Here is a 24222-nt window from a genome sequence, read left to right on the forward strand (position 1 = left end):
ACGACTGAGGTTTGTCGGCGTCCGCGCGGTGGCGCGCCTCACTCGCGGCGGAAATCGTCGCCGCCGACGCTGAGCACGCCGCCGGTGATGACACCCGTGGCGGTGAAGCCGGAATCATCGATGAAATGCAGTTGCGGCCCGCGCACCTCGTAGCGGCCGCGATAGGCGCTGCGGCGCGCGCCGCGCGCCTCGTCATAACGCCCGTCGGGCAGAAGCTCGAGCCGGATGAAGCCGTTGGCGGTCACCCACAGGCCGACCACGGGCTGCGCCGCGGTCGTGTTGCTGCGCGCGGCCGGCTCGTTCTGGGCGAATGCCGGTTCGGGACCGGCGGTCATCAGGCTCGCGACGCTCGCCGCGACCAGGGTGTTGAAGCGTTGGGTTGTGCGGGTCATCGGAACCTCGTTCGATGGCGTTTGCGGCGGGGCCGAACCGGCGGCCTGCCCGGGATTGTCGCGGCGAGCGGCCTCGCCGACGCCGCGGACCCTAGGCCTTGACCGAGAAGGACACGAACGCATAGATGTCACATAAAGAATGACATGAGATCATTGATGAGTTTCGACGGGCGACTGCTCAGCGGCATTGGGGTCCTCGCCGCCGTGGTCGAGGCCGGCAGCTTCGTGCGTGCTGCCGAGACGCTGGGCCTGACGCAGTCGGGCGTCAGCCGGGCGATCGCCCGGCTTGAGCAACGGATCGGCGTCCGCCTGCTCCACCGCACGGCCCGCGCCGTTTCACTTACCGACGAAGGCCGCCGCTTCCATGAGGAGGTCGCGCCACTCCTGCAGGGCATCGAGAGCGCGGCGACGACCGCGGCGGGCGCCGGCGCCGAGGTGCGCGGGCGGCTGCGCGTCAATGTCGACCCGCCCTTCGGCCATTACCTGCTGACCCCGAGGCTGCCGGAATTTCTCGCGCGCTATCCCGAGCTGTCGGTCGACCTGTTCGTGCGCGATCATCTCGGCGATTTCATCGGCGAGGGTTTCGACATCGCGGTCCGTTTCGGCGAGCCGGAGCCGTCAGGCCTGACCTGCCGGCTGCTGATGCGCGCGAAAGTGCTGACCTGCGCCGCGCCGGGCTACATCGCCCGCAACGGTGCGCCCGACCATCCGCTCGAACTCCTCGACCATGAATGCCTGCTGATCCGCGACCCGGCCACCGGCCGCCCCTTCGCCTGGGAATTGCACCGGGGCAAGGCCACCGTTCCGGTCGCCGTGCGAGGACGCCTGATGGTCAATGACAGCGAGAGCCTGATCGCCTCCTGCCTCGGCGGCCAGGGCATCGCTCAGCCGCTCGACTTCATGGTGCGGGACAAGCTGGCCGACGGCCGGCTGGTGCAACTCATGCCCGACTGGGCCGACGAGACCTTTCCGGCCTATTTTTTCCATCGCGCCCAAGGCCTGCCCACGGCCAAGCTGCGCGCCTTCATCGATTTCATCACACGGATCGTGTGACTCCTGCAGACCCGATCGGCGCGCGCATGGGCGGAAAATCGGCGGCGCCCGGATCGTCGATGCACGAGAACAACCGCCCGCGAACGACGCAGTGGATATTCCGCCATTATCGAGCCTGTCCGGGCTCCAGTCTAAGGGCCCGGAGGAAGCTTCGCATCATGCCTTCCATTTGGGCCACCGAGGCGGGGCTGGGCCGCGCCACGAACGCTACCTTCAAGCAATCCAGGGCCACTTCACCAACCACCGCAACATTGCTGCGGCCGGCCATTGTCACATAGCTCAGCGTCTGAACGGACGCGGGAACGGCCGAATTTGACAGCGTCGTTCTCGGGCCAATTCGCACGAAACGTTTGGGATAGTCAGCAAGATAGGCCGCTTCCGTGCCCCCTTCCCTCGTTTCCAGCGCTCCGGCGAGCACCCGGGGCAGCCATTGCCGGGCAAGGAACCCATGCCGCGGCAACGGTACTCGCGATCTTGCCTCGATCGCCCTCACTTCTCCTAAGAAGGGCTCCCCCGCCAAAAGGGAGGGCAGATACCAGGCTCCCGACAAAAAACCTTCAGAATGTTCGATCGAGCATACAAAAACCCTGTCCAAGTGGTGCCCATCGGTTCCGACCTGACATTGAAGATCCCGAACAACGAGGCGCCTTGTTTCGCGCGCGCCATTTCGATCGACAGCAATGATCAGTGGTCCGGATCCGCGTTCGAGCCGAACATCGCAAGCGCCTGAAGCCCGTGCGATGCCCGCCAGCGGAAGCGCCAGCAACACGACGATCGCCGCACAACATATCGCCCGTCGCGACCCGATTGCCGGCACCGGGCAACGCACTCTCACCTCAGTCGCGGATTCAGCGCGTCCCTGAGCCAGTCGCCGAGCAGATTGACCGACAGCACCAGGGCGGCAAGCGCGATGCCCGGGAAGATCACCACCCACCATTCGCCCGAGAACAGGAACTCGTTGCCGATCTGGATCAGCGTGCCGAGCGAGGGTGTGGTCGGCGGCAGGCCCACGCCGAGGAAGGACAGCGTCGCCTCGGTGATGACGGCGAGCGCCAGATTGATGGTGGCGATGACCAGGACCGGGCCGGTGACATTGGGCAAGACGTGGCGGAACAGGATGGTCGGCTTGGACAGGCCGATCAGGCGCGCGGCCTGGACATATTCCTTGTTGCGCTCGACCAGGGTCGAACCGCGCACGGTGCGGGCATATTGGACCCAGAACGACAGGCCGATGGAAATAACGAGCACCCAGAAGATCAGCACGTCGGAGCGCCGGCCGCCGACAAGGGCATGCATGGTGCCGTCGATCAAAAGCGCGGTGAGGATCGCCGGAAAGGTCAGCTGCACATCGGCGATGCGCATGATGATACTGTCGGCGGTGCCGCCGAAATAACCGGCGATCAGCCCCAGCACGATGCCGATGGTGGCCGCCAGCAGCACCCCGAGGAAGCCGATGATGATCGACACGCGCATGCCGAACAGCACGGACGAGAACACGCAGCGGCCCTGCTGATCGGTACCGAGCGGGAAACGCCATTCGCCGTCGGCGGCCCAGACCGGCGGCTTGGAGCCATCGAGCAGGCTGAGCGTCTCGGGATTGAACGGGTCGTTCGGCGCGATCCAGGGCGCGAGCAGCGCGGTGACGATCAGCAGCAGAGCGATAACCGCGGCGAGCATGGTCACCCAGGAGCGGGTGAAGGAAAAAAAGATGTCGGAATCGACGAAGCGCGCGATGAGCGAGCGCCTTGCCGCGGCGCGAGGCAGGCCGCTGGCTGATTTGGCGTCTTCAGGAATGACGGACATGGCCCAGCCTCACGACGCCCGCCCGGCGATCCGGATACGCGGATCGACGGCGACATAAAGGAGATCGACGATCAGGTTGATCATGACGAACAAGGTGGCGACCAGCAGGAGATAGGCCGACATGATGGGGATATCGACGTTCTGCACGGCCTGCAGGAACATCAGTCCCATGCCCGGCCATTGGAACACCGTCTCGGTGATGATGGCGAAGGCGATGATCGAACCGATCTGCAGGCCGGTGATGGTGATGACCGGGATCAGCGTGTTCTTCAGCGCGTGGCCGAAATTGACGGCCCGGTTGGTCAGGCCGCGGGCGCGGGCGAATTTGATGTAGTCGGTGCGCAGCACTTCCATCATTTCCGAGCGGACCAGGCGCATGATCAGCGTCATCTGGAACAAGCCGAGCGTGATCGCCGGCAGCACCAGCGAGCTCCAGCCCTGGACGGTGAGGAAGCCGGTGGTCCACCAGCCGAGATCGACCACGCCTTGCCGGCCGAAGGATTTCAGCACGCCGAGGGTCACCGGGAAAATGAAGATGAGCAGGATGCCGATCAGAAAGGTCGGCAAGGAAATGCCGATCAGCGACACCGTCTGGAACAGCTTCGACAGCCAGGAATGCGGCCTCAGGCCGGAATAGACCCCCATGGGAATGCCGGCGAACAGGGCGAACAAGGCCGAGACCAGCGCCAGTTCCATGGTCGCGGGAAACCGCTCGCCGATCAGCTTGGAGACCTTCTGCTTGTTCTGGTAGCTGGTGCCGAAATCGAACTTCGCGGCATTCCAGACGAAGCGGATGAATTGCACGGGCACGGGATCGTCGAGACCGAGCTGGCGGCGGATCTCGGCGCGCTGCTCGATGGTCGTGTCCTGGCCGACCATCTGGTTCACCGGATCGCCGACGAAGCGGAACAGCGAAAAGGCGATCAACGCAACGGTGAGCAGGACGACGACGGCCTGGGCGAGCCGGCGCAGGATGAAGGCGAGCATAATGTCCCTCGAGAGTCATGGGGAGCGGCTGATGCCGCTCCCCTGAAGGTCCAGGCTGGCCGGGCGAGGGAACGTCCGGCCGGACGGGATCAGCGCTTGGTCACCCAGTGAAACAGAAACTGGTTGTCGGCGCGCTGCACGAGTTCGACATTCTTGGCGACACCCCAGGCCAGCGTCTGCTGATGCAGCGGAATATGGCTGACCTCATCGGTGATGATCCGATAGGCCTCGGCGATCATCGCGGTGCGCTTGGCGATATCCGTCTCGACCAGGATCTGGTCGGTCAGGGCATCGACGCGCGGGTTGCAGTAGCCGCCGAGATTGGTGGCGCCCGCACCACCCGAACCGGCGTCGTCACGACAGCGCACCAGGTTCTGCAGCACGTTCCACGAGTCGAACGAACCCGGTGTCCAGCCGAGCAGGTAGAACGAGGTCCGGTACCCGCCCGAGGCCAGGACCTTGGCGAAGAACTGGGCGCGCGGCACGGCCTGCAGGTTGATCTTCACGCCGACGCGGGCGAGCATGGCAACCACCGCCTGGCAGATCGCGCCGTCATTGACGTAGCGGTCGTTCGGGCAATCGAGGGTCACTTCGAAGCGGGTATTGTCGGCACCGCGCGGATAGCCGGCTTCGTCCAGCAGCCGGTTGGCGGCGGCCAGATCGAACGGGTGGCGCTGGAACTCGCCGGCACGTTCGAACAGCAGCGGCGAGATCAGGAGCGGCGTCGGTGCCGCCGCGCCGCGCATCACCTGGCGGCGGATCGCCTCGATATCGATCGCCTGGTAGAAGGCCTTGCGCACCCGGACGTCCTTGAACGGGTTCTTGCCCTTGACCGAGGATTCGAGCAGTTCGTCGCGCCGCTGGTCCAGCTGCATGAAGATCGTCCGCAGTTCCGGACCTTCCATGACGCGCGCGTTGGGGCTTGCATTGATGCGCGGAATATCCTGCAGCGGTACCGGGTCGATGACGTCGACCTCGCCGGAGAGGAGCGCCGCGACGCGGGTCGGCGCCGAGGTGATCGGCGTGAACACGACCTCCTGGAGGTTATGCTCGACCTTGCCCCACCAGGCCGGGTTTTTCACGAACAGCGTGCGGACGCCGATCTGGTGCTGGGTGATCCGGAACGGACCGGTGCCATTGGCGTTGAGCACGGCGTAGCCCGGCGTGGTCGCGGCCGGCGCGCTGGGAGCCACGGCGTTGTTCGCCTCGGCCCACTTCTTCGACATGATGTACCAGGTATCCCACTCATAATGCAGGATCGGGTTCGGCGACTTCAGCTTGAAATCGACGGTGTAGGGGTCGACCGCGACCACCTGGACGCCGGCATCGATGCGCGAGCGCAGATCCGAGGTCTCGGCGCGAACGCGATTGGCGGAGAACACCACGTCGTCGGCGGTGAAATCCTCGCCGTTGTGGAATTTCACGCCGCGACGCAAATGGAAACGCCAGGTCAGGCCGTTGTCGAGGGTCTCCCAGCGCTCGGCGAGCCCGGGAATGATCTTCAGGTCGCGATCGCGCTTGGTCAGGCCTTCATAGACATTGCCCTGCAGGGCAAGTGTCGTGGTTTCGTTGATGCCGTAAGGGTCGAGCGTGTTCAGGTTGCCCTGGAACGCATAGCGCAGCGTCTGGGCACTCGCACTGGCGGCCCCCAAAGCCAAGGCCAATGCGCCGGCGAAAAGCGCAAGCTTCAGTTTCATCATGTCTCCCCTCTGTCGAGGTATCCCACGGCCAGGTTTGTTGACTTGAAGGATTTCCCTGGCCGGCCGGGCGCTACCTTAGACAGGACATCACCGCTCGGGGAAGAGGCCTTGTGATCAAAGCCTGAGCTTGCCCAGGCGTCAGGCAAGATCGGGAAAAACCGGCCAGAAAGCCATCCTGAAACGATTGTATCCCGCCGATTCCAGGCAATCGTTTGCCGCGCGGTCAGCCGCCCTCGGGCAAGGCCGCTGAAAATTCTCTCGCCGCCGCCCAGCCGTCGGCCCACTGGTGCAGCGGCAGCACCACCGCCAGCAGCGCCGTGCCTTCGACACTGAGCCGATAGCCGTCGGCGCCATGGTCGACGATGCCGGCGGCGCGCAGCTCCTTCAGGCGCGCGTTCAGCACGTTCGGATTGGTCTCGGCGGCCGCCTGCAGTGCGCGAAACGTCAGCGGATCGCCGGCCAGCGACAGCTCCCACAGGACCCTGAGCGCCATGCGCCGGCCCAGGAGGTCGAGCAACACCATGATCGGGCGGCCGGAACGCGAACCGCGCACGGGTCGACCGGGGACAGGACTCATCATGCTATACTTTCCATAGCAGCAGAGATGCGCTAGTGCTATTTAATCCATAGCACGGAGAGCACCATGATGTCGCGCATGTCACCGGCCCGCCCACCCTACCCCGCGGATATCCAGGCCCGGCTCACCAGGATCATGCCCGAAGGCATGCCGCCGCTTGCCCTGTTCACCACGCTGGCCCGCGACCCGCGGCTGTTCGACCGGTTCATGGGCGCGAGCCTGCTCGACCGTGGCCATCTGAGCCTGCGCCAGCGCGAGATCGTCATCGACCGGGTCACCGCGCTCTGCGGCTCGGAATATGAGTGGGGCGTGCATGTGGCGCTGTTCGCGGCCCGCGCGGGGCTGTCGGAGGCGGAGATCGATGCGCTGGCCAGGTCAGGCCCCGACGATCCGGTCTGGGCCGAGGACGACCGGCTGCTGATCGGCGTCGCCGACCAGTTGCATCAGGGTTGCGACATCGACGACGTCACCTGGCAGCGGCTCGCCGCAGGCTTTTCGGACGAGGCGATCCTGGAAATCCTGATGCTCGCCGGCTTCTACCGGATGGTGAGCTATCTCACCAATGCGCTCCGCCTCGCGCCCGAGCCCTTCGCCCGACGGTTTCCGGCCTGAAGCCGCCGGCCGGGCCCGCGCTATTGCGGATCGAGCGGCGTCGTGCCCGAGGGCGTGCCGTCGGCCGCCAGCGTGATCTTCTGCACCCGCGCCTCGGCATCACGCAGCAGCATCTCGCAGCGCTTCTTCAGGGCCTCGCCGCGCTCGTAGATGGCAATCGAATCCTCGAGCGGCACATTGCCGCCTTCGAGCTTCTGGACGATCGATTCCAGCTCCGCCAGCGCCTTCTCGAACGGGAGAGCCGCCACGTCGGCATGTTTCTCAGCCATGGAATGCCCTCCGGCCACGGGTCGCGATGCACAGGCTGCGCCGCCTTCCAGGGAATCGGCGCCAAGCCCCTCTTAGCGCATTCGCCGCCCGAATGCCCGGCATCCGCAAGCGCGGTGCACAGGCGCGATCGGCGCGCCGGCCGGTCAGCCGCGCATCAGCGCCATGACATGGGCCGCGACCGACCGGCCGAGCCCCTCGAGATCGTAGCCCCCCTCGAGCATGGAGACCACGCGGCCACCCGCGCTCTTGTCGGCCACCGCCATGATCTCCTTGGTCGCCCAGCCGAAATCGACCTCGGTCAGGTTGAGATTGGCCAGGGGGTCACGCTGATGGGCGTCGAAGCCGGCGGAAATGATCACCAGATCAGGGCTGAAAATGCGCATGCGCGGCAGGATCGCATGCTCGAAAGCCTCGCGGAATTCGTGGCTGCCGTCGCCCGCCGAGAGCGGCGCATTGACGACCTGGTCATAGGCGCCGGTTTCGCGGGCGGCGCCGGTGCCGGGATAAAGCGGCATTTCGTGGGTCGACAGATACATCACGCTCGGGTCGGACCAGAAGATGTCCTGCGTGCCATTGCCGTGATGGACGTCGAAATCGACGATCGCGACGCGCTCGACGCCATGGACCGCGCGGGCGTGACGGGCAGCGACCGCGACATTGTTGAACAGGCAGAAGCCCATCGCGGTCGCCGTCTCGGCATGATGGCCGGGCGGGCGCGTCGCGACGAAGGCGTTCGACGCCTTGCCGGCCATCACCTCGTCGACGGCGAAGACGCCGCCGCCGGCAGCCCGCAGCGCCGCCTCGTAGGAGCCTGGCGACAAGGTCGTGTCGCCGTCGATATGAACGAAATCGACCAGCGGCGTGGCATTTTCGATCCGCTCGATGAATTCATGAGGATGGACCCGGGCCAGCGCCTCGATGCTCGCCAGCGGCGCTTCATCCCGCGCGAGATCGGCGAAACGCTCATGCTCGAGAACGTGCGTGACCATGCGCAGCCGGTCCGGGCGCTCGGGATGGCCATAGGGGGTCAGGTGATCGAGGCATTTGGGATGCGATAGGACGAGCGTGGTCAATTGAAGCTGTTCCTTCCCTGCCTCGACCGGCACCGCGGGTGGCTCCAACGGGCGATCCTTGCCAACCATGAATATCGCAAGGTTTCGCTCTTGGCACCCCAATGCCACGACCGTGATCACAAAGCCGGTCATTATTCTGGACCGCGGGGGAAATGGCTATTTCGCGAGGCCCGGCGCTATGTCAGGTTTCGGATCGTCCGGACCGCCGTCCCAGGGGATTGTCATGATCCGCGCCCTGATCTTCGCTGCCGCTGTCACCTTGGCCATGACGGCCGCGGCCAACCCGCAGGCGCGGTCCACGGCCGAAGAAGTCGACCTGCAGCTCGTGCTCGCCGTCGACATCTCCTATTCCATGGACCCGGAAGAACAGCGCCTGCAACGCGACGGCTATATCCAGGCGATCGTCGCACCCGAGGTGATGGACGCGATCAAGCGCGGCCTGGTCGGCAAGATCGCGGTCACCTATCTCGAATGGGCCGGCGCCTTCGACCAGCAGGTCGTGGTCGGCTGGCGCATCATCGACAGCCCCGCGAGCGCCGAGGCCTTCGCGGCCGAACTGCAGTCCAAGCCGATCCGGCGCGCCTTCCGCACGTCCATTTCCGGGGCGCTCGGTGCCGGCGCGGCGCTGTTCGAAACCTCGGGCCTGCGTTCGCAGCGCCGGGTCATCGACGTCTCCGGCGACGGCGCCAACAATAACGGTCCGCAGGTCGAACCGGCCCGCGACGCCGCGCTTGCCCGCGGCATCACCATCAACGGTCTGCCGATCATGCTGAAGCGGCCGGACGCCCGCACCATGGATATCGACAATCTCGATGCCTATTACCAGGATTGCGTGGTCGGCGGTCCCGGCGCCTTCGTCATCCCGATCAAGAGCCCCGAGGAATTCGTGCCCGCCACCCGGCGCAAGCTGATCCTGGAAGTCGCCGGCCTGCCGCCGTCATGGATCGCGCCAGGCGAGGCGGCGATCGCGCCGGCGCAGAGCGAGCGGGTCGATTGCCTGATCGGCGAACGCATGTGGCGCGAACGATGGGATCGCAACTAGGATAGCCTGCGGCCAAGGCCGCGCAGCACGGACCGGAGACGGATACGCATGTCGCTCGAACTCTACTCGGCCTATCTTGTCGCCTGTCTCGTCATCGTCCTGGTGCCGGGCCCGACCGTCACGCTGATCATCGCCAATGGCCTGAAACACGGCACCCGCGCCGGGCTCGCCAATGTCGCCGGCACGCAGCTCGGTCTCGCCATCATGATCGCGGTGGTCGGCATCGGGCTGAATTCGGTCATCGCCGCCATGGGCCACTGGTTCGAATGGGTCAGGCTGGTCGGCGCCGCCTATCTGATCTGGCTCGGCTGGAAGATGATCCGCTCGGCAAATGCCGAGAGCGCGGCGGGAGCCGTGCCGGTGGCGCCACGCGGCGGCTTCTTCCTGCAGGGCCTGCTGGTCGCCTTGTCCAATCCGAAGACGCTGGTTTTTTTCGGCGCCTTCTTTCCGCAATTCATCGATCCGGCGCGCCCGCACGGCCTGCAGATCGCGGTCATGGGCCTCACCGCCATGGCCTGCGCCGCGGTGACCGACAGCGCCTATGCGATTTTCTGCGGGCGAACCAGCCGTAGCCTGACGCAGGCCCGCATCCGGTTGATGTCGCGGGTCAGCGGCGGCGTCCTGATCGGCGGCGGTGTCTGGCTCGCGGTGTCGCGGGCGCGCTGAGGGAATTTGCTGGGCTGTCCCGCATGCCGTCCTCTTGCGCCGGCTGCGGCTTCGGGCTTGTGTTCGCCCCCGAATTGAGGAGGACAGAATGGATTTCGGCCTTTCGAACAAGAAAGCCCTGGTGCTGGCGTCGAGCCGGGGCCTCGGCCTCGGCATTGCCGAGGCGCTCGCCGCCGAAGGCGTGACCGTCATGCTGGTCGGCCGTACCGCCGAGCGCATCAAGGCCAATGCCGAACAGATCACGGCGCGCGGCAAGGGCAAGGCCTATGGCATCGCCGCCGATCTCGGCACCCCCGGCGCCGTCGAGGAAATCGTGGCGATCGCCGAAAAGACGCTCGGCCAGATCGACATTCTCGTCAACAATACCGGCGGGCCGCCGGCCAAGCCCGCCACCGAAGTGGCTGATGACGAGTGGGTCAAATATTTCAAGACCATGGTCGAGCCGGTCTTCGCCATCACCGCCAAGCTCTTGCCCGGCATGCGCCAGCGCAAATGGGGCCGGGTCCTGACCGTCGCCTCCTCGGGCGTCGAGCAGCCGATTCCCAACCTCGCCCTGTCGAACGCGCTGCGCGCGTCGATCGTCGGCTGGTCGAAGACCCTGTCGAGCGAGGTCGCCAAGGACGGCGTGACGGTCAACATGATCCTGCCCGGCCGCATCGCCACCGACCGGATCAAGGAACTCGACGCGGCCAATTCGCAGCGTTCGGGCAAGTCGCTGGCCGATATCGAGGCGGCCTCGATCGCCACCATTCCGGCTGGCCGGCTGGGCTCGGCGGAAGAGTTCGGCGCCACCGCCGCTTTCCTCTGCTCCGAACAGGCAAGCTATATTACCGGATCGAAGATCCGCGTCGACGGCGGCGCCACCCGCAACGTCTGACCCCCAGGGAACCGCGCGGGCGGAGACCGGCGCGTGGGACGACGGCAGCGAGGCCGGCTCGGCATCGTTGTCACCGACGATCAAGAGGAGGCCTCGCCATGTCGTTTTCCCCCACGCCCGACCCGGAGCTCGGCGACAAGCTCGCCTGCGACGCCATCGAAATGGTGATCGTGCCGCGCACCCACGACCTCGGCGGCTTCACCGTGCGGCGCGCGCTGCCCTTCGCCAAGCGCCGCATGGTGGGCCCGTTCATCTTCTTCGACCATATGGGGCCGGCGGTGTTCCGCGACGGCGGCGGCATCGACGTCAGGCCGCACCCGCATATCGGGCTTGCCACCGTCACCTATCTGTTCGCCGGCCAGATCCAGCATCGCGACAGCCTCGGCACCTATGTGCCGATCAATCCGGGCGAGGTGAACCTGATGACCGCCGGACGCGGCATCGTTCATTCCGAACGCACCGATCCGGCCCTGAAGGCCAAGGGCCACGACCTGCACGGCATCCAGAGCTGGCTCGCCTTGCCCAAGGACCAGGAAGAAGGCACGCCCGGCTTCGACCATGTCGATCGCGCGGCGCTACCGGTGATCGAGGCCGAAGGCAAGTCCATCCGCGTCGTGCTCGGCTCGCTCTACGGCAAGACCGCGCCGGTGCGGACCGCCTGGGATACGGTTTATGCCGATATCGTGCTGGAACCGGGCGCCCGGCTACCGGTCGATCCGGAGGCCGAGGAACGGGCGATCTATGTGGTCTCCGGCGAGATCGACGTGCAGGGCGACATTTTCGGCGAAGGCAAGATGCTGGTGCTGCGGCCGGCCGACCGCATCACCCTGACCGCGGTTTCGGCCGCGCGGCTGATTCTGTGCGGCGGCGCGACGATGGACGGCCCGCGCTTCATCTGGTGGAATTTCGTGTCCTCGTCGAAGGAGCGCATCGAGCAGGCCAAGGACAACTGGCGCCAGCGCCGCTTCGATATCGTGCCCGGTGACGAACAGGATTACATTCCCCTGCCGGAGTAAGGGCTGAAGCGGCGCGGAAGGAGTGCCGGCGGCTGCGCGAGGCGCCCGAACGGGCCTCTCCCACGATTTGGCCACGCCTGCGCCAATCGGTCGCCCTGGCCCGACTGCATTGCACGCCTTAGGTCGGTGGTGTAACCCTCGACCCTTGGCGTGGGCTATAGTCCGCGCTGTGTTGGATCATCCTCGTCCTCGCATGGTCGCCTCGGAAAACTGCTTCCGACCTTTCCGGACCATGCGCCAGCCGGTGAAATCGTGACAGATCGCCCCGCAACGCCTCTCCTCGACACCATCCGGATCCCCGCAGATCTGCGCAAGATTCCCGAGCATCAGGTCAGGCAGGTCGCCGATGAGTTGCGAGCGGAGACGATCGCGGCGGTTTCGGTCACCGGCGGCCATCTCGGCGCCGGCCTCGGCGTGGTCGAGCTGACCGCCGCGCTGCACTATGTGTTCGACACGCCGCGCGACCGGCTGATCTGGGACGTCGGCCACCAGGCCTATCCGCACAAGATCCTGACCGGCCGGCGCGATCGGATCCGCACGCTGCGCCAGGCCAATGGGCTGTCGGGCTTCACCAAGCGGACGGAAAGCGAATATGACCCGTTCGGCGCGGCGCATTCGTCGACCTCGATCTCGGCCGGCCTCGGCATGGCGGTGGCGCGCGACCTGAAGGGCGACAAGAACCACGTCATCGCGGTCATCGGCGACGGCGCCATGTCGGCCGGCATGGCCTATGAGGCCATGAACAATGCCGGCGCGCGCGGCGAGCGGCTGATCGTCATCCTGAACGACAACGACATGTCGATCGCGCCGCCGGTCGGCGCCATGTCGGCCTATCTGGCGCGGCTCGGCTCCGGCAAGACCTATCTGAAGCTGCGCGATATCGGCAAGCAGCTGTCGAAGCGGCTCGGCGCCACGATCGACCGCACGGTCACCCGCGCCGTCGAACACGCCCGCGGCTTCGTCACCGGCGGCACCTTGTTCGAGGAACTCGGCTTCTACTATGTCGGGCCGATCGACGGGCATAATCTCGATCACCTGCTGCCCGTGCTGAAGAATGTCCGCGACGCCGATTTCGGCCCGATCCTGGTCCATGTCGTCACCCAGAAGGGCAAGGGCTACGCCCCGGCGGAAGCCACCGCCGACAAGCTGCACGCGGTCGCCAAGTTCGACGTGATCACCGGCGCGCAGGTGAAGGCCAAGGCCAATGCCCCGTCCTATACGAAGGTGTTCGGCGAAAGCCTGATCAAGGAAGCCGCCAAGGACGACAAGATCGTCGCGATCACCGCCGCCATGCCGTCAGGCACCGGCGTCGACCTGTTCGAGAAGGCCTTCCCCACCCGGACCTTCGACGTCGGCATCGCCGAACAGCATGCGGTGACCTTCGCCGCGGGCCTTGCGACGGAAGGCTTCAAGCCGTTCTGCGCGATCTATTCGACCTTCCTGCAGCGCGCCTATGACCAGGTCGTCCATGACGTTGCGATCCAGGGCCTGCCGGTGCGCTTCCCGATCGATCGGGCCGGCCTGGTCGGTGCCGACGGCGCGACCCATGCGGGCGCCTTCGACGTCGCCTATCTCGGCTGCCTGCCGGGCATGGTGGTGATGGCGGCCGGCGACGAGGCCGAACTGGTGCATATGGTGGCCACCGCCGCGGCTTACGACGAAGGCCCGATCGCCTTCCGTTATCCGCGTGGCGAGGGCATGGGCGTCGACATGCCGAGCGAGGGCGTGCCGCTCGACATCGGCAAGGGCCGGATCGTCAAGGAGGGCACGCGCGTGGCGCTGCTGTCCTTCGGCACGCGGCTCGGCGAATGCCTGAAGGCGGCCGAGGAGCTCGGCGCGCTCGGCCTGTCGACGACGGTGGCCGATGCCCGTTTCGCCAAGCCGCTCGACATCGACCTGGTGACCCGGCTTGCCCGCAATCACGAGGTGCTGATCACCGTCGAGGAGGGCTCGGTCGGCGGTTTCGGCTCCTATGTGCTGCACGCGCTGGCCGATGCCGGGCTGCTCGACGGCGGCTGCAAAGTCCGCCCCATGGTGCTGCCGGACGTCTATCTCGACCATGACAAGCCGGAGGCCATGTATGCCCGTGCCGGGCTCGACGCCAAGGGCATCGTGACCAAGGTGTTCGAGGCGCTCGGCCGCGACGCGCTGGATCTCCAGGCGGCGCCGGGCGCGCTCAGCGCGTGAACGCGGCCGGCAAAGCCACATCCGGCGAAGCGACAAACGCTTCACCATCGACGCGCCCGCGCCAGGACGCCAAACGCCGCGCCGACGTCCTGCTGGTCGAACGCGGGTTGTTCGAAAGCCGTGCCAAGGCGCAAGCGGCCATCGCCGCCGGCCTGGTCAGCGCCGCCGGCCGACCGGTGAAGAAGGCCTCCGACGAGATCGGGGTCGACGCCGAAATTTCAGCGAGCGCCGAGCATCCCTGGGTGTCGCGCGGCGGCGTCAAGCTCGCCCATGCGCTCGACCGGTTTGAGCTGAGCCCCGAGGGACGCATGTGCCTGGATGTCGGTGCTTCGACCGGCGGCTTCACAGAAGTGCTGCTGGATCGCGGCGCGCGCCACGTCACCGCGGTCGATACCGGCCGCGACCAGTTGCACAGGAGCCTGCGCGGCCGGCCGGACGTGACGGTGCTGGAAGCGACCGATATCCGCAATCTGGCGCGGCTCGATCCGGTTCCGGATTTCGGCGTCATCGATGTCAGCTTCATCTCGCTCACCCTGGTCCTGCCTGCCGTCACCGCCGCGCTGGCGCCCTCGGCGGACCTCGTCGCGCTGATCAAGCCGCAATTCGAGGTCGGCCGTGCCCTGATCGGCAAGAACGGCCTCGTGCGCGATGCCGCCGCGCGCGACAGCGCCGTCGAGAAGGTCAGGGCCGCGACCAGCGCGCTCGGCTGGATGGTCGTCGACGTCGTCGACAGCCCGATCGCCGGTGGCGAGGGCAACCGGGAATTCCTCATGTTCGCACGGCGCAGAGCCCCATAATGACCACCGAGCGCCTGACCATTTCCCATGTCGGCCATCGCGGCGACGGCATCGCCGGCGGCCGCTTCGTGCCGTTCACGCTGGCTGGCGAGGTGGTGGAGGTTGAAGGCCGCGACGAACGCGCCGCGCCTTCGGCGATCCTGGTGCCGAGCCCGGAGCGGATCCAGCCGGAATGCCGCTATTTCGGCTCGTGCGGCGGTTGCGCCCTGCAACACTGGGCGCCGCCGTCCTATCTCGCCTGGAAACGCGATCTGGTGGCCGTCGCGCTGCGCCAGCACGGGCTGCAGGCCGACATTGCCGACACCATCGACGCCCATGGCGCCGGCCGCCGGCGCGTGACCTTCCATGCCCGGCGCGGCCAGGGCCGCGATCTCGTCGTCGGCTTCGCCGCGGCGCGCAGCCATGCCATCGTGGCGATCGACGCCTGCCCGATCCTCGACCCGAAGCTCGACCGGGCGCTCGCCGCCGCGCGCGCCATCGCCCGGGTGCTGGACGGCGCGGCCAAGCCGCTCGACATCCAGGTGACCGCCACCGACAGCGGGCTCGACGTCGAATTGCGCGGCGCCGGCAAGCTGAGCGAGCGCCAGCGCCTCGATCTGCTGGCGGCCGGCAACGCCCAGGGCCTGGCGCGCCTGACCAATCACGGCGACCTGGTCATGCAGCGCGAGCCGCCGTCGATCCATGTCGGCGCCATCCGCGTGCAATTGCCGCCCGGCGCCTTCCTGCAGGCGACGACCGCGGGCGAAGAAATCCTGTCGCGCCTGGTGCTCGACGGCGTCGGCAAGGCCAAGAAGGCCGCCGACCTGTTCTGCGGCGTCGGCCCCTTCGCGCTGAGGCTCGCGGCGCAGACCCGCGTTCACGCCGTCGACGCCGACGCCCTGGCGGTCGCGGCGCTTGCTTCCGCCGTGCGCGGCGCCTCCGGCCTGAAACCGATCACCGCCGAGACGCGCGACCTGTTTCGCCGGCCGATGATGGCGGCCGACCTGAAGGGCCTGGACGCCGTGGTGTTCGATCCGCCGCGCGCCGGCGCCGAGACCCAGGCCAAGATCCTGGCTAAGGCCGATATCGGCCGCATCGTCGCGGTCTCCTGCAATCCCGGCACCTTCGCACGCGACGCGGCGACCTTGATCGCGGGCGGCTGGACACTGCGGACCGTGACGCCGGTCGACCAGTTCCGCTGGTCGGCCCATATCGAGCTGGTGGCGACCTTTTCGCGTTAAGGCCCGGTTGCCGGCGCCGGCAGTGCGATGCCGCGTTGCACGGCCGGGCGCGCGGCAACGCGCTCGTGCCATCGGCTCAGGTTGGCGTGCCGGCCGAAGCTGAAGCCGCAGATGTCGGCGATATGGGTCCAGCCGAACGTCGCGATGTCGGCGATCGAATAATCGCTTCCGGCGAGATAGGGCCGGTCCGACAGCCGCCCGTCGAGCGTCGCGAAAGCTTCGTCGGTGAGCCGTTGATAACGCTCGATCGCCGGCGGCATGGCGGTCTTGGCGAACAGCTCGAAATGGACCCGCTGGCCCAGGATCGGCCCGACGCTGGCGGCATGGAACTGCAGCCACTGGATCGCTTCCCAGCGGGCCTTCGGCTCCCCTGGCAGTAGACGGCCGGCTTTCTCGGCGAGGTAGAGCAGGATCGCCGCGGATTCGAACAGGGTGATGCCGGTCTCCGCATCCGTGATGACCGGGATGCGGCCGTGCGGATTGAGCGCCAGAAAGGCCGGATGGCGATGTTCGCCGGCCTCAATCCGGACGTGGTGGAGCGTGTAGGGCAGGCCCAGTTCCTCCAGCGCGATGGTCGCCTTGAAGCCGTTCGGGGAGGAGTCGGTGTAGAGCCCGATCATGACATGGCCTCGCTGGTTCGGGCGGTGAGCGTGGGTTCGCCGGTGCCGGCCGGTTCCGACGGCTGGTCGCGCAGCAGGAAGACGACGAGGCCGGCGAGCGTCGACAGGCCGAAGGCACCGAACCAGAGCAGGCCATAGGAGCCGCCGGCATCGAACAGCAATCCGCCGGCGAGCGCACCGAGCGCGCCGCCGAGCGCGTGGCCGCTGGAAATGAGGCCCATGGCGAGGCCGAGCCGCTTGACGCCGAAATGGCTCGCCGCCAGCCCGACCGTCACCGGTATGGTCGAATAGTCGACCAGGCCGAACAGCACCGCAAAGACATAGAGCAGCCGGATATCCGGGCCGATAAAGGCGAGAAGGATGAAACTGAGCGCGCGGATCAGATAGATCGCGCCGAGCAGCGTCGGCCGGTGCAGGCGGTCGGTCAGGAAGCCGGCCAGTACCATGCCGCCCAGGTTGACCGCCGACAGAACCCCATAGGCGGTGGCGCTCGGCAGGGGCGGAAATCCGCAGAACGCGGCATAGGGCAGGAGATGGGTCTCGATCACGCCAGTGGTGGTGAAGCCGCAGATCAGGAAGCTCCAGAACAGGACATGGAAGGCCGGCAAGCGCGCGAGCGCGCCCATTTCGGCGAGCAAGGATCCGCGCCGCGGCGCCAGTGGCCCCGCATCGGATACCGGCCGCTGCCCGGGCAGCAGGACGAAGGCGCAGGCGGCCAGGATAAGCGCGAGGATGGCAAGTGCCGCGAAACCGTAACGCCAGCTCGCCGTCTGCATGAGGATGGCGACGGCCGGCACGACCAGAAGCTGGCCGGCGGTTGCGCCCGACGTGCCGATACCGGTCGCGAGACCTCGACCCGCCTCGAAGCTCTTGGCAATGGCGGCCGCGACGATATTGGTGCCGACCGCGGTAAAGCCGACGGCCGCGAACAGGCCGAAACCAAGGGCGAACACCACCAGCGAAGACGCCAGCGACACCAGGCCGGCGCCAAGGGCGATGGCGACGAGGCCGCCCGCCAGGAGCATGCGCGGCCCGCTGTCGTCGATGATCCTGCCGGCAAAGGGGGCTGCGCAGGCCATGATCAGCAAGGCCAACGCGCCGACGCCCGACAGCACCGAACGCGACCAGCCGAGCTCGGCTTCGATCACCGGCATGGCCAGCCCGAGCACCGCGCGCACCGAAAACGACACGGCCAGCGCCGCGAATCCGACCAGGACCAGAAGCCAGGGGCCAGCGACGGGGATTTCGGCGGAAGGATTTGGGCGAAGGTTAGAGTGCATCGGTTCGTCTCGCTATCAGGCAGGAGAAATGCTAAACTCTGTCTCACGCATGAATATCGCTTGTGGTCGCGCGATAGAAGCGATCCATTCTGCTTTCAAACTATAGACAGGCTAAACTCTTATGGGATCGGTTCTGCCATTGCTGGCGCTGCGCGCCTTCGCCGAAGCCGGCAGGCACGGCAGCATCAAGCTCGCCGCCGACGCGATGGGGGTCACCTCGGGCGCGGTGAGCCAGCAGATCAGACAGCTCGAAGAACGCATTGGCGTCTCGCTGTTCAACCGGACCCGCTACGGCATGCGGCTCACCGAGGCAGGAGCCAAGGTCCATCCGCAGCTGCTCATGGCGTTTGACCAGATTGCCCTGACATTGGGGTCGCTTGAGACCAGCAAGACCCGCCAGACGCTCACCGTCACCACGGCCCCGTCCTTCGCCGCATCGTGGCTGGTGCCGCGGCTCGGCCGCTTCAGCGATGAACACCCGGAATTCGAAGTCCGCGTCGAGGCGACGAACCGCGTGGTCGACCTGCGCGACGGCCGGGTCGACGTGGCGATCCGGCACGGGCTCGGCAATTATCCCGGCCTCAGGACGACGCCGCTGATGGCGCCCGTGCTGATCCCGGTCGGCAGTCCGCGGCTGCTGGCCGCCGGCCCGCCCATCCGCGAGCCGGTGGATTGCCTCGCCTATCCGCTGCTGCAGGATCATGATCGCGCCGACTGGCCACTCTGGCTGAAGGCGCTCGGTGTCGAGGGCGACCCGCGCGCCGAGCGGGGACCGAGTTTCGACGACGGGTTCCTGCTCGTTCGCGCCGCCGAGGCCGGCCAGGGCCTGGCGCTGGTCCGCGACATCTATGCCTATGAGGAAATCGCCGCCGGCCGCCTGGCGCTGGTGCTCGACCGGTCATGGCCGGCCCAATTCGCCTATTACATCGTGAGCTTGCCAGAGGTTGCCGACCGGCCGGTCGTCGCGGCCTTCAGCGCCTGGCTCCTGCGCGAGGCGCAACATCCACCGGAGGCCTCGGGGGGCACCTGAGAACGCCTGCTCAGCCGCGCGGTGCCGCGGCACGCACCAGCCGGTCGCGGATGGCTTCGCCCAGGCCGTCATGGGGGATCGGCATGACCGCGATACGACCGGCGCCGGCGCCATCCAGCGCACGCAAATGACCGAAAAGATTGCTGGCGGCCTCGGCGAGATCGCCTGACGCCGACAGGTTCAGCATGACGGCCGCGCCCTCGAGGACCTCCGGACCGAAGGCAAGCAGTGCCTCGCCGGCCTCCAGGCGCGTGGCGTCGAGCCGGACGCCGGCCCTGGGTGCATAATGGGAGGCGAGCATGCCCGGCGCGATGGTCTTGTCCTGGGCGCGGACGGTGAGCCGCCGTCCTATCGCCGCCTCGATCGCGGCACGCGACACGCCGCCCGGACGAAGCAGAGCCGGGCCGCCATCGAGGCAGGCGACAATGGTCGATTCCACGCCCACCGCGGTCGGCCCGGCATCGACCACCGCGTCGATCCGGCCGTCGAGATCGGCGAGCACGTGATCGGCATCGGTCGGGCTGACATGGCCGGACCGGTTGGCCGAGGGACCGGCGACCGGCCGGCCGGCCACCCGCAGCAAGGCGTGGGCCGCCGGGTGATCGGGCACCCGCAGGCCGACCGTATCGAGGCCCGCGCGGGCGAGATCGGACACCGGGCAACCGGCGGCAACCGGCACCACCAAAGTCAGCGGCCCCGGCCAGAAGGCCCGGGCGAGTCTTTCGGCATGGGCATCGAAGCGGCCGAGCGCCAGCGCGTCGGCCGTCTCCGCGACGTGGGCGATCAGCGGATTGAAGCTCGGCCGACCCTTGGCCTCATAGATGCCGGCCACCGCGCGGCCGTCGGTCGCATCGGCACCGAGGCCATAGACCGTCTCGGTCGGGAAGGCGACGAGGCCGCCAGCGCGCAGAATGGCCCCCGCTTCGGCAAGGCCGGCGGCATCTGCGGACAGGCGGCGGGTCGGGCGATGGATCATGGCGCGGCGCTTAGCACAGCCACGGCCCGGCGCCAAAACGACGCAGCCCAGCTCATTCGGCGAACGCACCCATTCCGTTGACGTAAACGTCAAACACTCCTATCCCTCGTTCGGCCAGCCTCGCCATCGTGCCGTTGCACGACCGTGGGTGCTCCGCCATGGTGCGGGCATTCTCTCGGCCGGAGGCGTCTGGACCTTGGATCGGCCGTGCGGAGGAAGATCATGAGCTATCGCGCGCCCGTCACCGACATCGCCAACACCCTGAAACACGTCGCCGGCCTGGATCGGGCTCTGGCCGACGGCCTTTATGGCGACCTGACCGCCGATCTGGTCGACGCGGTGCTGGAGGAGGCCGGCAAGTTCGCCGCCGAACGGATCGCGCCGCTCAACACGGTCGGCGACAAGCTCGGCACGCCGTTCAAGGACGGCCGCGTGACCATGCCGCCGGGCTGGAAGGACACCTATTCCGACTGGGCGGCGGCCGGCTGGAACGGCCTGATGGCCGATGCCGAATTCGGCGGCCAGGCCCTGCCCTGCGTGATCAACGCCGCCTGCCTCGAAATGTGGAACGCCGCCTGCAGCTCCTTCGGGCTCGGCCCGCTTCTGACCCAAGGCGCGATCGAAGCGATCGCCGCCCATGCTTCCGATCAGCTCAAGGCCATCTATTTGCCGAAGATGATCTCGGGCGAATGGACCGGCACGATGAACCTGACCGAGCCTTCGGCGGGTTCCGATCTCGCGGCGCTGCGCAGCAAGGCCGAGCGTGCCGGCGACGGCACCTACCGGATCACCGGCAACAAGATCTTCATCACCTATGGCGAGCACGACCTGACCGAGAACATCGTGCATCTCGTGCTGGCGCGGCTGCCCGATGCGCCTGCCGGGACGAAGGGCATCTCGCTGTTCATCGTGCCGAAATTCCTGGTCAATGCCGATGGCTCGATCGGCGCCCGCAACGACGTGCGCTGCCATTCGATCGAGCACAAGCTCGGCGTCCACGGCTCGCCGACCTGCACCATGGTCTATGGCGACGACGGCGGCGCCGTCGGTTACCTCGTCGGCGAGGAGAACCGTGGCCTCGCCGCCATGTTCACCATGATGAACAACGCCCGCCTCGCCGTGGCGCTGCAGGGCGTGGCCATCGCCGAGCGGGCGACCCAGCAGGCGATCGCTTATGCCGCCGAGCGGCGCCAGGGCCGCGCGCCCGGTTATGCCGGCGAAGGCATGAGCCCGATCATCCTGCACCCGGATGTCAGGCGCATGCTGCTCACCATGCGCGGCTATACCCAAGGCGCCCGCGCCATTTGCTACATGCTGGCGGCCGAGATCGACCGCGCCCATCTCGGCAAGACCGAGGCCGAGCGCCAGGCCGGACAGGCGCGCGCCTCGTTGCTGACCCCGATCGCCAAGGCTTTCTCGACCGATATCGGCAACGAGGTGGCCTCCCTCGGCGTCCAGGTCCATGGCGGCATGGGTTTCGTCGAGGAGACGGGAGCCGCCCAGCATATGCGTGACGCGCGCATTTTCGCGATCTACGAGGGCACCAACGGCATTCAGGCGATCGATCTCGTCACCCGCAAGATCCCGCTCGAAGGCGGCGCCCTGGTCGCCGGCGAGATCAGCCGGATGCGCGCCGTGGCGGCCAAGGTGGCCGGCACCAATGCCGCCGATTTCGGCCGCACGGCGGCGCGGCTGACGGACGCGATCGACAGCCTGGAGCGGGCGACCGGCCATCTGCTGGCGGCGCTGAAATCCAATCCGGCCGATGCGCTGGCCGGCGCCACGCCCTATGCGCGGCTGTTTGGCCTGGCTCTCGGCGGCACCGCGCTCGCCGAAAAGGCGCTGGCCCAGCGTGACAATGGCACGGCGGAGACATTGCGCGCGGAAGCAACCGGCACCGCCCGCTTCTTTGCCGAGAACCTCGCCACCGCCGCCCCCGGCCTGGAGCTCAGCGTGACCTCCGGCGCCGACAGCATCAACGACATCGCGCTGCAGCTCGCCGGTTGACCGGACCGGCGGGAACCAAGGCTCGCCGCAAACCAAGAACAACGCCCCGAGGATCGCCCAAGGACCCTTGAAATGACCGACCACATCAGCATCACCAGGCATGACAAGGGTGTCGTGCTGGTTCGCATGAACCGGCTCGACAAGAAGAACGCGCTGACCGGCGACATGTATGACGCCATGCGCGGCGTGATCGAGAATGCCGGAGCACAAGGCACCCGCGCGGTGGTGTTTGCCGGCGGCCCCGGCGTGTTCACCTCGGGCAATGACATCGGCGATTTCATCGCCCGCTCAGGCGGCGGCGCGTCGCCGGCCTTCCAGTTCATCAAGGCGCTGGCCACTGTCGAAGTGCCGATGATCGCCGCGATCGACGGCCTCGCCATCGGCGTCGGCACCACCATGGTGCTGCATATGGACCTTGCCTATGCGAGCCCGCGCGCCCTGTTCCGCATGCCCTTCGTCGATCTCGGCCTGGTGCCGGAAGCGGCCTCGTCGCTGCTGCTGCCGCAGCTCGCCGGCCTGAAGAAGGCGACCGAATACCTGATGCTGGCCGAAGGTTTCGGCGCCGCGGAAGCCGTGCGCATGGGCATGATCAATGCCGAACTGCCCGAGGCCGAAGTTGAGACGAAGGCGCTGGAGGCCGCCGCCAGACTCGCCTCCAAGCCGCCCCAGGCCCTGGCCCATACGCGCCGCCTGCTGCGCGGTGGCGCGGCGGCGCTGCGCGAACGCATGGATGAGGAAGGCCGGCTGTTCGGCCAGCAACTGATGTCGGACGAGGCCAAGCAGGCATTCATGGCGTTCATGACACGCAAGTGAGCCACTCAGCGCAAGACCGGGGGCTGCGTTACCTGGGAGGTTTCGACATGCGCACTTCGATCGCTCTGACGTCACCCCCGGCCGACTGAGCAAAGCGAAGGAGGGGAAGGGGGTCCAGGAGCCGCTTCATCCGCGCTCTCAGTGCATACTGGTCGAGGATTTTTCCGCGTTGAGGGATGCGCCCTGCAACCCCTGGATCCCCTTCCCCTCGCCTCCGCAGAAGCAAGGGCTTCTGCTTGGGCGCGGCCGGGGATGACGTCGGAGAAGCCAGACGGGCGGCGGAGACCAGCCAACCGGCCGTAACCGGCATCAACGCAACGGGAGGACACCATGACCCTCAAGGGCAAGACGCTTTTCATCACCGGCGCATCGCGCGGCATCGGCCTCGCCATCGCGCTACGCGCGGCACGCGACGGCGCCAATATCGTGGTTGCCGCCAAGACCGAGACGGCACACCCGAAACTGCCCGGCACGATCTATTCGGCGGCCGAAGAACTGAAGGCCGCCGGCGGCGACGCCTTGCCGCTGGTGGTCGACGTCCGCGACGAGGAGAGCGTGGCGGGCGCCATGGCCAAGACCGTCGAACATTTCGGCGGCCTCGACATCGTCGTCAACAATGCCTCGGCAATCAATCTCGCGCCGGTCGAGAAGCTCGACATGAAGCGTTTCGACCTGATGCACCAGGTCAATGCCCGCGGCACCTATCTCGTGTCGAAATATGCCATTCCGCACCTGAAGAAGAGCGCGGAAGCCGGTCGCAACCCGCATATCCTGGCGCTGTCGCCGCCGCTCGACATGAACGTCAAATGGTTTGCCGGATCGACCGGCTATTCCATGGCCAAGTTCGGCATGAGCCTGGTGATGCTCGGCCTGTCGGGCGAACTGAAAGGCCAGGTCGGCGTCAACGCGTTGTGGCCGCGCACGACGATCGCCACCTCGGCGGTCAAGAACCTGCTCGGCGGCGACAACCTGATGAGCATGAGCCGCTCGCCCGAGATCCTGGCCGACGCGGCCTATCTCATCTTCAACAAGCCGGCCAATTTCTCCGGCCACTTCCTGATCGACGACACCTTCCTCGCCGGCGAGGGAGTGACCGATTTCGATCACTACCGGGTCGACCCGAGCCAGGCCCTGGCGCCCGACTTCTTCGTCCCCGAGGCGATCAAGCCGCCCGAGAGCGCGAGCTACGGTCCGCTGAAACGCTGATCCGCGCAGTCTCCGGCG

Annotated in this window: 23 protein-coding genes; 13 read left to right on the forward strand and 10 right to left on the reverse strand. The window is 67.2% G+C overall.

Going from position 1 to position 24222, the window contains the following annotated elements; all coding sequences use genetic code 11:
- Nucleotides 1–38 precede the first annotated feature (38 nt).
- The gene (locus AC07WJ_RS23605) at nt 39–392 is read right to left on the reverse strand and encodes an Atu4866 domain-containing protein (protein WP_494937112.1); all 354 of its coding nucleotides are present in this window, start codon (nt 390–392) and stop codon (nt 39–41) included.
- 144 nt (nt 393–536) lie between these two features.
- Here AC07WJ_RS23605 and AC07WJ_RS23610 point away from each other — a divergent pair, with 144 nt between their 5' ends.
- Nucleotides 537–1445: a LysR family transcriptional regulator gene (locus AC07WJ_RS23610; RefSeq protein WP_494937113.1), complete on the forward strand. Its 909-nt coding sequence runs from the start codon at nt 537–539 to the stop codon at nt 1443–1445.
- Between the two features lie 831 nt (nt 1446–2276).
- Here AC07WJ_RS23610 and AC07WJ_RS23615 read toward each other — a convergent pair.
- From AC07WJ_RS23615 to AC07WJ_RS23630, 4 genes are all read right to left on the reverse strand, one after another.
- Nucleotides 2277–3248, reverse strand: a complete 972-nt coding sequence (locus AC07WJ_RS23615) for an ABC transporter permease (protein WP_494937114.1) — start codon at nt 3246–3248, stop codon at nt 2277–2279.
- A 9-nt stretch (nt 3249–3257) separates the two neighbouring features.
- Nucleotides 3258–4235 (reverse strand): ABC transporter permease, encoded by a 978-nt coding sequence (locus AC07WJ_RS23620; RefSeq protein WP_494937115.1) that lies wholly within the window; start codon nt 4233–4235, stop codon nt 3258–3260.
- A gap of 89 nt (nt 4236–4324) precedes the next feature.
- Nucleotides 4325–5932, reverse strand: coding sequence for an ABC transporter substrate-binding protein (locus AC07WJ_RS23625; protein WP_494937116.1), 1608 nt, complete (start codon nt 5930–5932; stop codon nt 4325–4327).
- 226 nt (nt 5933–6158) lie between these two features.
- Nucleotides 6159–6515 (reverse strand): winged helix-turn-helix transcriptional regulator, encoded by a 357-nt coding sequence (locus AC07WJ_RS23630; RefSeq protein WP_494937117.1) that lies wholly within the window; start codon nt 6513–6515, stop codon nt 6159–6161.
- 63 nt (nt 6516–6578) lie between these two features.
- Here AC07WJ_RS23630 and AC07WJ_RS23635 point away from each other — a divergent pair, with 63 nt between their 5' ends.
- Nucleotides 6579–7124, forward strand: a complete 546-nt coding sequence (locus AC07WJ_RS23635; protein ID WP_494937118.1) for a carboxymuconolactone decarboxylase family protein — start codon at nt 6579–6581, stop codon at nt 7122–7124.
- A 20-nt stretch (nt 7125–7144) separates the two neighbouring features.
- On the opposite strand, the gene AC07WJ_RS23640 is transcribed toward AC07WJ_RS23635, so the two are convergent.
- Together AC07WJ_RS23640 and AC07WJ_RS23645 are read right to left on the reverse strand one after the other, a co-directional pair.
- Nucleotides 7145–7393: an exodeoxyribonuclease VII small subunit gene (locus AC07WJ_RS23640; protein WP_494937119.1), complete on the reverse strand. Its 249-nt coding sequence runs from the start codon at nt 7391–7393 to the stop codon at nt 7145–7147.
- A 144-nt stretch (nt 7394–7537) separates the two neighbouring features.
- Nucleotides 7538–8467, reverse strand: a complete 930-nt coding sequence (locus AC07WJ_RS23645) for a histone deacetylase family protein (RefSeq protein WP_494937120.1) — start codon at nt 8465–8467, stop codon at nt 7538–7540.
- A gap of 223 nt (nt 8468–8690) precedes the next feature.
- Between AC07WJ_RS23645 and AC07WJ_RS23650 the strand changes: the two genes are divergently transcribed.
- The 7 genes from AC07WJ_RS23650 to AC07WJ_RS23680 all read left to right on the forward strand — a co-directional run bounded on the left by AC07WJ_RS23650 (nt 8691) and on the right by AC07WJ_RS23680 (nt 16272).
- A complete protein-coding gene (locus AC07WJ_RS23650) occupies nt 8691–9509 on the forward strand; it encodes a DUF1194 domain-containing protein (RefSeq protein ID WP_494937121.1) in 819 nt (272 codons plus the stop codon).
- Nucleotides 9510–9557: 48 nt separating this feature from the next.
- The gene (locus tag AC07WJ_RS23655; RefSeq protein WP_494937122.1) at nt 9558–10175 is read left to right on the forward strand and encodes a LysE family translocator; all 618 of its coding nucleotides are present in this window, start codon (nt 9558–9560) and stop codon (nt 10173–10175) included.
- Nucleotides 10176–10263: 88 nt separating this feature from the next.
- Complete coding sequence (locus AC07WJ_RS23660; RefSeq protein WP_494937123.1) at nt 10264–11052, forward strand: SDR family oxidoreductase; 789 nt, start codon at nt 10264–10266, stop codon at nt 11050–11052.
- 98 nt (nt 11053–11150) lie between these two features.
- Nucleotides 11151–12068, forward strand: coding sequence for a pirin family protein (locus tag AC07WJ_RS23665; protein ID WP_494937124.1), 918 nt, complete (start codon nt 11151–11153; stop codon nt 12066–12068).
- A 252-nt stretch (nt 12069–12320) separates the two neighbouring features.
- Nucleotides 12321–14255, forward strand: coding sequence for a 1-deoxy-D-xylulose-5-phosphate synthase (gene dxs, locus AC07WJ_RS23670; protein ID WP_494937125.1), 1935 nt, complete (start codon nt 12321–12323; stop codon nt 14253–14255).
- Entirely contained in the window at nt 14252–15052 is an 801-nt protein-coding gene (locus AC07WJ_RS23675; RefSeq protein WP_494937126.1) for a TlyA family RNA methyltransferase, read from the forward strand. The genes dxs and AC07WJ_RS23675 overlap by 4 nt, the downstream gene beginning before the upstream one ends.
- The gene (locus AC07WJ_RS23680; protein ID WP_494937127.1) at nt 15052–16272 is read left to right on the forward strand and encodes a class I SAM-dependent RNA methyltransferase; all 1221 of its coding nucleotides are present in this window, start codon (nt 15052–15054) and stop codon (nt 16270–16272) included. Before AC07WJ_RS23675 ends, AC07WJ_RS23680 begins: the two co-directional genes overlap by 1 nt.
- On the opposite strand, the gene AC07WJ_RS23685 is transcribed toward AC07WJ_RS23680, so the two are convergent.
- Together AC07WJ_RS23685 and AC07WJ_RS23690 are read right to left on the reverse strand one after the other, a co-directional pair.
- Nucleotides 16269–16892 carry a glutathione S-transferase family protein gene (locus tag AC07WJ_RS23685; protein WP_494937128.1) on the reverse strand — a complete coding sequence of 208 codons (624 nt, stop codon included), beginning with the start codon at nt 16890–16892 and terminating at the stop codon, nt 16269–16271. The genes AC07WJ_RS23680 and AC07WJ_RS23685 overlap by 4 nt on opposite strands.
- Nucleotides 16889–18172, reverse strand: coding sequence for an MFS transporter (locus AC07WJ_RS23690; protein WP_494937129.1), 1284 nt, complete (start codon nt 18170–18172; stop codon nt 16889–16891). Before AC07WJ_RS23690 ends, AC07WJ_RS23685 begins: the two co-directional genes overlap by 4 nt.
- A 121-nt stretch (nt 18173–18293) precedes the next feature.
- On the opposite strand from AC07WJ_RS23690, the gene AC07WJ_RS23695 reads away from it, so the two are divergent.
- On the forward strand, nt 18294–19202 hold the full coding sequence (locus AC07WJ_RS23695) for a LysR substrate-binding domain-containing protein (protein ID WP_494937130.1): 909 nt from the start codon (nt 18294–18296) through the stop codon (nt 19200–19202).
- Between the two features lie 10 nt (nt 19203–19212).
- Here the strand turns inward: AC07WJ_RS23695 and AC07WJ_RS23700 are convergent, their stop codons facing one another.
- The gene (locus tag AC07WJ_RS23700) at nt 19213–20178 is read right to left on the reverse strand and encodes an L-threonylcarbamoyladenylate synthase (RefSeq protein ID WP_494937131.1); all 966 of its coding nucleotides are present in this window, start codon (nt 20176–20178) and stop codon (nt 19213–19215) included.
- Between the two features lie 222 nt (nt 20179–20400).
- Between AC07WJ_RS23700 and AC07WJ_RS23705 the strand changes: the two genes are divergently transcribed.
- From AC07WJ_RS23705 to AC07WJ_RS23715, 3 genes are all read left to right on the forward strand, one after another.
- Nucleotides 20401–22185: an acyl-CoA dehydrogenase family protein gene (locus AC07WJ_RS23705; RefSeq protein ID WP_494937132.1), complete on the forward strand. Its 1785-nt coding sequence runs from the start codon at nt 20401–20403 to the stop codon at nt 22183–22185.
- 72 nt (nt 22186–22257) lie between these two features.
- Nucleotides 22258–22998, forward strand: coding sequence for an enoyl-CoA hydratase-related protein (locus tag AC07WJ_RS23710; protein WP_494937133.1), 741 nt, complete (start codon nt 22258–22260; stop codon nt 22996–22998).
- A 330-nt stretch (nt 22999–23328) separates the two neighbouring features.
- Entirely contained in the window at nt 23329–24204 is an 876-nt protein-coding gene (locus AC07WJ_RS23715) for an SDR family oxidoreductase (RefSeq protein ID WP_494937134.1), read from the forward strand.
- Nucleotides 24205–24222 lie beyond the last annotated feature (18 nt).

Source organism: Phreatobacter sp. GW821-FHT04C01, assembly GCF_059420385.1.

Coding starts and splice junctions, on each gene's coding strand:
- AC07WJ_RS23605 (WP_494937112.1), bottom strand. CDS start 392: ATGACCCGCACAACCCAACGCTTCAACACCCTGGTCGCGGCGAGCGTC.
- AC07WJ_RS23625 (WP_494937116.1), bottom strand. CDS start 5,932: ATGAAACTGAAGCTTGCGCTTTTCGCCGGCGCATTGGCCTTGGCTTTG.
- AC07WJ_RS23650 (WP_494937121.1), top strand. CDS start 8,691: ATGATCCGCGCCCTGATCTTCGCTGCCGCTGTCACCTTGGCCATGACG.
- AC07WJ_RS23665 (WP_494937124.1), top strand. CDS start 11,151: ATGTCGTTTTCCCCCACGCCCGACCCGGAGCTCGGCGACAAGCTCGCC.
- AC07WJ_RS23700 (WP_494937131.1), bottom strand. CDS start 20,178: ATGATCCATCGCCCGACCCGCCGCCTGTCCGCAGATGCCGCCGGCCTT.
- AC07WJ_RS23655 (WP_494937122.1), top strand. CDS start 9,558: ATGTCGCTCGAACTCTACTCGGCCTATCTTGTCGCCTGTCTCGTCATC.
- AC07WJ_RS23640 (WP_494937119.1), bottom strand. CDS start 7,393: ATGGCTGAGAAACATGCCGACGTGGCGGCTCTCCCGTTCGAGAAGGCG.
- AC07WJ_RS23610 (WP_494937113.1), top strand. CDS start 537: ATGAGATCATTGATGAGTTTCGACGGGCGACTGCTCAGCGGCATTGGG.
- AC07WJ_RS23660 (WP_494937123.1), top strand. CDS start 10,264: ATGGATTTCGGCCTTTCGAACAAGAAAGCCCTGGTGCTGGCGTCGAGC.
- AC07WJ_RS23710 (WP_494937133.1), top strand. CDS start 22,258: ATGACCGACCACATCAGCATCACCAGGCATGACAAGGGTGTCGTGCTG.
- AC07WJ_RS23695 (WP_494937130.1), top strand. CDS start 18,294: ATGGGATCGGTTCTGCCATTGCTGGCGCTGCGCGCCTTCGCCGAAGCC.
- AC07WJ_RS23630 (WP_494937117.1), bottom strand. CDS start 6,515: ATGATGAGTCCTGTCCCCGGTCGACCCGTGCGCGGTTCGCGTTCCGGC.
- AC07WJ_RS23705 (WP_494937132.1), top strand. CDS start 20,401: ATGAGCTATCGCGCGCCCGTCACCGACATCGCCAACACCCTGAAACAC.
- AC07WJ_RS23690 (WP_494937129.1), bottom strand. CDS start 18,172: ATGCACTCTAACCTTCGCCCAAATCCTTCCGCCGAAATCCCCGTCGCT.
- AC07WJ_RS23680 (WP_494937127.1), top strand. CDS start 15,052: ATGACCACCGAGCGCCTGACCATTTCCCATGTCGGCCATCGCGGCGAC.
- AC07WJ_RS23635 (WP_494937118.1), top strand. CDS start 6,579: ATGATGTCGCGCATGTCACCGGCCCGCCCACCCTACCCCGCGGATATC.
- AC07WJ_RS23685 (WP_494937128.1), bottom strand. CDS start 16,892: ATGATCGGGCTCTACACCGACTCCTCCCCGAACGGCTTCAAGGCGACC.
- AC07WJ_RS23615 (WP_494937114.1), bottom strand. CDS start 3,248: ATGTCCGTCATTCCTGAAGACGCCAAATCAGCCAGCGGCCTGCCTCGC.
- AC07WJ_RS23620 (WP_494937115.1), bottom strand. CDS start 4,235: ATGCTCGCCTTCATCCTGCGCCGGCTCGCCCAGGCCGTCGTCGTCCTG.
- AC07WJ_RS23715 (WP_494937134.1), top strand. CDS start 23,329: ATGACCCTCAAGGGCAAGACGCTTTTCATCACCGGCGCATCGCGCGGC.